9 protein-coding genes are annotated in these 7,596 nt (G+C 37.1%); all 9 read left to right on the top strand.

From position 1 onward, the window contains the following. Positions 1-204: uroporphyrinogen-III synthase (locus Q0F90_RS05825; protein ID WP_296004142.1), on the top strand; the 204-nt coding region annotated here is incomplete at its 5' end. 9 nt (positions 205-213) lie between these two features. Then, entirely contained in the window at positions 214-1,188 is a 975-nt protein-coding gene (gene hemB / locus Q0F90_RS05820; protein WP_296004141.1) for a porphobilinogen synthase, read from the top strand. Positions 1,189-1,197: 9 nt separating this feature from the next. After that, positions 1,198-2,505 (top strand): glutamate-1-semialdehyde 2,1-aminomutase, encoded by a 1,308-nt coding sequence (gene hemL, locus Q0F90_RS05815; protein ID WP_296004140.1) that lies wholly within the window; start codon positions 1,198-1,200, stop codon positions 2,503-2,505. A 62-nt stretch (positions 2,506-2,567) separates the two neighbouring features. After that, a complete protein-coding gene (locus Q0F90_RS05810) occupies positions 2,568-3,029 on the top strand; it encodes a helix-turn-helix domain-containing protein (protein WP_296004139.1) in 462 nt (153 codons plus the stop codon). A gap of 301 nt (positions 3,030-3,330) precedes the next feature. Beyond that, positions 3,331-3,759 (top strand): hypothetical protein, encoded by a 429-nt coding sequence (locus Q0F90_RS05805; RefSeq protein WP_296004138.1) that lies wholly within the window; start codon positions 3,331-3,333, stop codon positions 3,757-3,759. Between the two features lie 83 nt (positions 3,760-3,842). Then, a complete protein-coding gene (locus Q0F90_RS05800; RefSeq protein WP_296004137.1) occupies positions 3,843-4,331 on the top strand; it encodes a hypothetical protein in 489 nt (162 codons plus the stop codon). Between the two features lie 58 nt (positions 4,332-4,389). After that, the gene (locus Q0F90_RS05795) at positions 4,390-4,821 is read left to right on the top strand and encodes a hypothetical protein (protein WP_296004136.1); all 432 of its coding nucleotides are present in this window, start codon (positions 4,390-4,392) and stop codon (positions 4,819-4,821) included. A 51-nt stretch (positions 4,822-4,872) separates the two neighbouring features. Next, positions 4,873-5,367, top strand: coding sequence for a hypothetical protein (locus Q0F90_RS05790; protein WP_296004135.1), 495 nt, complete (start codon positions 4,873-4,875; stop codon positions 5,365-5,367). A gap of 311 nt (positions 5,368-5,678) precedes the next feature. Then, positions 5,679-7,376 carry a ShlB/FhaC/HecB family hemolysin secretion/activation protein gene (locus Q0F90_RS05785; RefSeq protein ID WP_296004134.1) on the top strand — a complete coding sequence of 566 codons (1,698 nt, stop codon included), beginning with the start codon at positions 5,679-5,681 and terminating at the stop codon, positions 7,374-7,376. Positions 7,377-7,596: the final 220 nt, after the last annotated feature.

Here is a 7,596-nt window from a genome sequence, read left to right as displayed (position 1 = left end):
ATTACTTTTACAAGCTCTTCTACTGTAACGAATACAATCCAATTATTGGGTGATAATGCATTAGACCTATTAGGCAAAACTAAAGTGGCTTGTATCGGTCCAATTACGGCTGCTACAGCTATGAGTGCAGGTCTTAAACCAGCTGTTATCAGCGATGTATATACAACTGATGGCTTAGTAAATGCTATTATAAAGGACATTTAGGAGGATTACATGTACGATTTAACATATCGTCCTCGCCGCTTGCGTATCAGTCCAGAAATGCGTGATTTGGTGCGCGAAACGACACTCGACGTAACTGATTTAATTTATCCATTATTTATCGTACCTGGTGAAGGTATCAAAAATGAAATCGACACATTGCCAGGTCAATATCACTTATCTGTTGATGAGGCTGTGAAAGTAGCCCAAGAGGCGTATGATCTTGGCGTTCGCGGTGTAGAAATCTTTGGTATTCCTACCTATAAAGATGAACAAGGTTCCTCTGCGTGGGATATGTCCCAACCTGTACAACAAGCTATTAAAGCCATCCGTGCAGCAGTGCCAAATCTCTTGGTTGTTTCTGACGTATGCTTGTGCCAATATACCTCTACAGGTCACTGTGGCATGATTGATGATCATGAAATCTTAAATGATGAAACCTTGCCATTACTTTGTAAAGTAGCGGTAAGCCAAGCGGAAGCAGGCGCCCATATGGTGGCTCCATCGGACATGATGGACGGCCGTGTAGGTGCTATCCGTGAAGCCCTTGATGCGGCTGGATATACAAATGTATCCATCATGAGCTATGCAGCAAAATATGCATCTGCTTACTACGGTCCATTCCGTGGTGCTGTTAACTCCGCTCCTAAATTTGGGGACCGCAAGTCCTATCAAATGGATCCAGCTAATCGTTTGGAAGCTTTCAGAGAAATCGAACTGGATATCGCTGAAGGTGCAGATATTATCATGATTAAACCAGCATTGTCCTACTTGGATATCGTTCGCGAAACACGTGACCGCTATGAATTGCCTGTGGCGGTATACAATGTGTCTGGTGAATATGCAATGGTTAAATCCGCTGCAGCGGCTGGTCTTATCGACGAAGAACGCCTCGTTATGGAAACAATGCTTTCCATGAAGCGCGCTGGTGCTAAAATCATCATTACGTACCATGCTATAGATATTGCTAAATGGTTACAAAAGTAAGGAGAAACCATGTTCCAACTCGGTAAATCTGAAAAGGCCTTTGAAGAGGCTAAACGTTATATGCCAGGTGGCGTAAACAGTCCGGTTCGTTCCTACCGCAGTGTAGGTTCTAACCCTCCGTTTATCAGCAGCGCTAGCGGCAGCCGTATTTATGATATCGATAACAACGAATACATTGATTATGTCTTGAGCTGGGGTCCTATGATTTTGGGCCATGCGAACCCTGAGGTTATTGCTAGCCTACAAGAAGCGATTCCTCGCGGCACAAGCTACGGTGCGCCTACTTTACTAGAAACAGAATTGGCTAAAAAGGTACAAGCCTTCATGCCATCTATGGAGGTTATCCGCCTCGTTAACTCTGGTACTGAGGCTACTATGAGTGCCTTGCGCGTAGCTCGTGGCTATACTGGTCGCGATCGCATTGTGAAATTCGTTGGCTGTTACCATGGTCATAGTGATGCGCTCTTGGTAAAAGCTGGCTCTGGCCTTGCTACCTTTGGTGTACCAGATAGCCCTGGTGTTCCTCAAGGTGTAGCAGAAAACACTATTACTTTGCCGTACAATGACTCTGATGCGGTTCGCAAGTTATTCGACGAGATTGGTGACACTATTGCGGCTATCATTGTAGAACCTGTAGCAGGCAACATGGGCTGTGTGCCTCCAGAACCAGGCTTCCTTGAAACCTTGCGTGAAGTAACTAAGGCTCACGGTGCATTATTGATCTTTGACGAAGTTATGTGTGGTTTCCGCGCTAGCAGCGGCGGTGCTCAAAAACGTTATAATATTAAACCAGATCTTACTTGCCTTGGTAAAATCGTCGGTGGTGGTATGCCACTTGCTGTATTTGGCGGTGCTCGTGAGATTATGAATCAAATCGCACCAGCTGGTCCTATTTATCAAGCTGGTACATTGAGCGGTAATCCAATTGCCGTAACCTCTGGTCTTGCAACGCTTTCCATTTTGCAAAGAGACCCAACTATTTTTAAACAAGTTGAAGACGCAACCATTGCCCTTTGTGAAGGCTTTGAACGCTTGGCTGCTCAATACAATGTGCCTGTAGTAGTACAACGGGTAGGCTCCATGTTCACCATCTTCTTCACTGATAAACCAGTTAAGAACTTCGATGATGCAGCATCTTGCAACGAAGAACACTTTAAAATGTTCTTCCATCATAACTTGAGCCATGGTATTTACTATGCGCCAAGTCCTTATGAAAGTAACTTTGTATCTATCTGCCATAAGAGCAGTGAAATCGAACGCACATTAGCCGTAGCTGATGAAGCTTTCAAAAAAATTGGTGATACATTAAAAAATTAGTGATACATTATTGTAAAAATATATAGTTTGTAGTTGTTTATGTATCGATGTAGGTGATGAACATGCAGTTTTATAAGAACTTAAAGCGTGCTCGCGTGCGCATGGGCAAAAGCCAAATCGAAGTAGCAAAGGCCGTAGGTATCAGTAATGCGGCGCTTTCAAACTACGAAACAGGGTATCGCGAACCAGATTTAGATACACTCTGTGCCCTGTCTCGCTATTATGGATTGACCTTGGATGAGCTGCTAGATGTAAATGGAGAACAACACGAGCCCATCTATGATCTCAGTCCTGTACTCAAAAATAAATACATCGCCTATAAAGGTGAAGTATTTGAGCTGAAAGACTCACAAAAACGTGAGCTCTTGCGCGAGCTAGATAATCTATTTACTAAATTTGAGAAATCAAAGGTAGAAGATAAAAGTAGCAAACCAAAAACGTACAAACATGGGAACCCACATATCAATCGGGCTGGCCTAGCTAGCAGCGCTGGCAGTCTGGCAGCACGACGAAATATAAAATAGTGCTATATTATATTGTATGTGAGTGGAACATGTTTATTTGAACAATTTAATTAGAACAATCATAAAAGCACCATCTATCTTAATGGGAAACGACATATAAGTCGGACCTAGGTAGATGGTGCTTTTGTATTACTATAGTATAAATGCCTGTACTAACACTTTGGCATTATTTGTTAAGGCTAACTATAAAAATAAATAAAAGATAACAATATTAAAATGTCCGTTGGTGATATAAGTTGGTTTAATATATAATTGAAATATAGAAGTGAATTGAATATTAACTGATCATATAGGAGACATTATGAAAGTATGGAGCGGTGTAAAATCTATATTAGATCGAATCCCTTTTACGGTTAAATTTTATATTGGTTTTGCTTTGTTTTGGTTTTTATTAATGGGAGCTATGTCTTTAAATGCATATATTAAAAGGCCGGAGCAAATGCAAAGCCTTCAATTATACGAGCAAAAACTAGAAGATATATCTGTTAACAAAGTAAGTGAAGAATACTATGCGTCTGGTAGAGCCTATCAAAATAATAATCTTGAAATTACGTATGACTCAGTTACAATTGATGATGTTAAAGGAATACTTTCAAAACAAAATATAGGCTGGAATGAGATTAACAAGAATCGTATTGTTGGACATGATTATGATACTAATATTTATCTCGAACTATTTAAAGAACGAGGCTCTGATAAAGTGACTTTAATATTACAAAGAAGGAATTGATTTAGTATAGGCTGCAAAGTTCTGATAGCGTAATAATTAATATATATGTAGAATTCCGAATGAAAGTAGAGGTTGATTAGCTGATGTGGAAAAAGCGATTGCTAATAATTAGCATATTAGGAAATGTTTTTTCGCTGTTTTTAATTGGTATCTATTTTCTAGTGAATTCCTGGTTTTTTCATGCCGAATTAGGAAGTGTGGTTGGTATAAAGCCAGATTATTTAATTCAGTTAAATAATGAAGGCGTATTGTATGATTATAGACAAATGATTAGAATTGGATCTGGTATAAAGTCATATAAATTAATAAACTCCTTAGAATTAGATAATTATCATATATACAAATCAATTTATAAACATCAAATTTTTATTGGTCAAGTTGATCATATTCAACAAAAATATATTATTTATGATGGATATTTAGATCACTATATATTTGTAAATCTTAAATTTGATATGGATGAAAAACAATATGATGATTTTATTGGCAGAATAAAGATAATAGATAATTACGAGAATGTTCCTATAAGATATCGGCGTTTAATTGAAAGTGGTAACTGGGAATATCTTTAATTCTCTAGCTGCTCTGCTCGATAGATCTAGTATATAGGCAATATAGAGGGGGTTAGCGATGAAATTTAAAACAATTTATTCTATTCTTTGGTATTTATTTTTAGGCTGTTTTTTCGTATGGCTAATTTGTGGATTAGGCTATAGGTTTTTGTTTAATGATACTATTGAGCAATCTAGAATGGAACTGACACAAGCTTTAAATACAGCTTTTCCGCGAGAACACTATATAATTGATGGAGAGCCTTATGATTTTAATAGAAGAAATCTTTTATCTATAGGTCGATCAATTAATATAAAGCAAGATTCACAACATATGGATATAAAATCCATAAAACCCTTAAGTGGAAACTGGGAGCTTGTTGAGCAAAATAAAAATTGGTTTGTATATGAAAATCAATTATATAGAGTTTACGTAACAAAGAATCCAAAAAATGATGGATATAATGTAGTTTTAGCACGTAATAATTGGTTAGAAATATTGCATTTATAATTCATTATTAGGGATAAAAGCTTTTGTAGGGTGTTATATTATAGTGAGCTTATGGAGAAATATTACAATTATATAAATATGAATAAAATAATAGATTTTTTAAAGAGTCTACTGCAGTTATCCACGATATTGGTAGGTATATTTGGTCTATTTCTCTTTATAGGTGGGGGTTGGTTATATCATGATTTACAGTATCGGTATGTAGTTGATAGTAGATACAATACAATTTTTGATAAGGCCTACAGTGTATATCTCATTAATAAAGGTATTTCGATGGATATTATTAATGATAAAATTTATGCGATGAATGATGATGTCTATGTTATTATCAATCAAGAGAGCAATACAATTATTGTATATTATTTAAATCCAGAAGATGTTGAAACTATAAATAATTTTACTAGATTACAACAACGGTATTACGGTGATAATATGATATTACAACCGATTGAAAGTTTAGGTCCATCTGAAACATTTGATATATATAAGAAATTATCAGAAGCGTCTGGAAGGTTTAAATCACAAGGTAGCCGAATTTCTTTTTAATAGCAGTATAATAAAAGATTCCAAGTTCTAACAATGTAGTTAGGACTTGGAATTTTTTTTGAGTTTTGATTTATTAGCTTTGTATAGGATTTATTATCAACGTCTCTATATTTACTTTTAAACTTGAAATATTGTGGAAGCGTAAAATCTGGAGTCCAAATGGAGTATCTCTTCTTCTAAATAGTATTATAATTCTTTAATAATATTAGAATGCTTCAAGTATAAATAAAATATTAAAATATTTAACATTTTGTTGCAAAAAAAAGATAATTTAATATATAATTTACCTTATAACGAAAGGAGAGGAATTAATGAGAGTTGTATGTATTGCAGCAGGTTGTGTTGGCTTGCTGACCACATTCGGTACGATGCCTAGTTTTGCGGCAGAAGTTTCAAACCCATTTATACAACAAGAAGCGGCCCGAGCCGATGCTTCATTACGCCAACGTGCAGAAGCACCAATGACTGGGGCCGCTTTGTCGCGTTCAAAATCTGCTTATACAGGTTTAGATAAAGCACCAATGAAGTCATTACCTAAGGAAAGTACATCATTTGCAATAGAGCATATTGTAGTAACCTCCTCAGAACCAGTACTTCAAAAATATAAAAATCGATTGCAGGTATATAACCATAATCGCATTGGAACAGAGGGTATTCAGTTTTTACAAAAGGAATTACAAGAGCAACTGTTATCTGATGGGTACATTACGAGTCAAGTAGTTGTGCCAAATCAAGATTTACAATCTGGTACACTCACTTTTGAGATTATGCCTGGCTATGTAGAGGATATTGTTCTTACAAATCCTAAAGCACGTACCAATTGGCGTAGTGCCTTTCCTGTAAGACCGGGTTACGTATTACGACGTCAAGCACTAGAGCAAGGGATTGACCAAATGCGTAATGTACCTGGACAAGATATTAAAATGACCATAGAGCCAGGGACAAAACCGTTACATTCTATTGTTAAGCTTACCGTTGAGCAAAAAGGCTTTGTACACGGATCTTTGATGCTAGATAATTCTGGAAATAAATCAACAGGAACATATCAAGGGACAGTATATCTATCTTTCAGTCAATTGGCAGGATTAAATGATGTACTAACCACTAGCTTTACAAAAGATATAAGTCATCATGATGATGGTCATGGATCAAAACAATATGCGGTTAGCTATTCAGTTCCTGATGGGAACCGTACATATCGTCTTTCGACATATAAGTATAGCTATAATCAATTAGTATTCATGCCAAATGCGTTTCGCTCTTCTGGTACTACGCAAGGTACAGAATTTGCAGTAGAGCAAGTATTAAATAGAACAAGTCACTCTAAGACTTCGGCTGTGGCTAAAGTTATTCATAAAGAACGCCACAATTATTTAGATGATGTAGAGCTTGGTGTACAAGAGCAACATACGACAGCTGTTGAAGTTGGTTTATCTCATCGTCAATATAGTGGCAATACTGTATCTGATGTATATCTATTTTATCGACAAGGTATTAATGGATTGGGTGCTCAAGTACGGAGTTGGGAAGGCTTGTCAGATAATCCTACTACACTATATAAAATGGCGGGCGTAGAAGGTCAAATTCAAACTGGTGTTCGTATGGGCCATAAGCAAGGTACATATACGATGCGTTTTAGAAGCCAGTTCACAGATCAACGTCTATTCGGAACCGATCAATTTAGTATTGGTGGGCGTTATTCTGTACGGGGTTTTAGTGGAGAAGAAACCTTAAGAGGCGACTCTGGCTATTATGTACAAAATGAATGGGCATTACCATTTAGAAAACAACAAATTACTCCATATGTAGGGATAGATATTGGACATGTATGGGGGCCATCTACAGAAACTCAATTAGGTAATACCTTAATTGGTGGTGTGGTTGGTGTACGTGGTATGGTTGGTGACGATGTAAACTATGATGTATCATTAGGAACACCAATTAAGAAACCAGAAGGTTTTGATACAGATACGCGTGTGTGGGCCTTTAGAGGCAGTTATCAGTTTTAAGTGTTGTAATCTAGTGCAACTATTCCATTACATGGTGAATGATATGTACTAGAAAAGGAGAGTAATATGAATATAAGAAAGCAGACGGCAATGGCTATCTTCGCTGCGTTGTTAGCGACTAACTCTGCACCATGGATTCCTATGGCCCTTGCTAATCCTGTTGTACCTGATCAAGGTAAATTAGGACCAAAAATAGAAGAAGCTAGAAATGGCATGACTG

The organism is uncultured Veillonella sp. (assembly GCF_934190855.1).
Taxonomy (GTDB): Bacteria; Bacillota; Negativicutes; order Veillonellales; family Veillonellaceae; genus Veillonella.
This window is presented reverse-complemented; position numbering and strand designations above follow the sequence as displayed.

What these genes read in the sequence shown, in the direction of transcription:
- Q0F90_RS05800 (WP_296004137.1), top strand. Translation starts at nt 3,843, where the DNA reads ATGTGGAAAAAGCGATTGCTAATAATTAGCATATTAGGAAATGTTTTT.
- hemB (WP_296004141.1), top strand. Translation starts at nt 214, where the DNA reads ATGTACGATTTAACATATCGTCCTCGCCGCTTGCGTATCAGTCCAGAA.
- Q0F90_RS05790 (WP_296004135.1), top strand. Translation starts at nt 4,873, where the DNA reads ATGGAGAAATATTACAATTATATAAATATGAATAAAATAATAGATTTT.
- hemL (WP_296004140.1), top strand. Translation starts at nt 1,198, where the DNA reads ATGTTCCAACTCGGTAAATCTGAAAAGGCCTTTGAAGAGGCTAAACGT.
- Q0F90_RS05810 (WP_296004139.1), top strand. Translation starts at nt 2,568, where the DNA reads ATGCAGTTTTATAAGAACTTAAAGCGTGCTCGCGTGCGCATGGGCAAA.
- Q0F90_RS05785 (WP_296004134.1), top strand. Translation starts at nt 5,679, where the DNA reads ATGAGAGTTGTATGTATTGCAGCAGGTTGTGTTGGCTTGCTGACCACA.
- Q0F90_RS05805 (WP_296004138.1), top strand. Translation starts at nt 3,331, where the DNA reads ATGAAAGTATGGAGCGGTGTAAAATCTATATTAGATCGAATCCCTTTT.
- Q0F90_RS05795 (WP_296004136.1), top strand. Translation starts at nt 4,390, where the DNA reads ATGAAATTTAAAACAATTTATTCTATTCTTTGGTATTTATTTTTAGGC.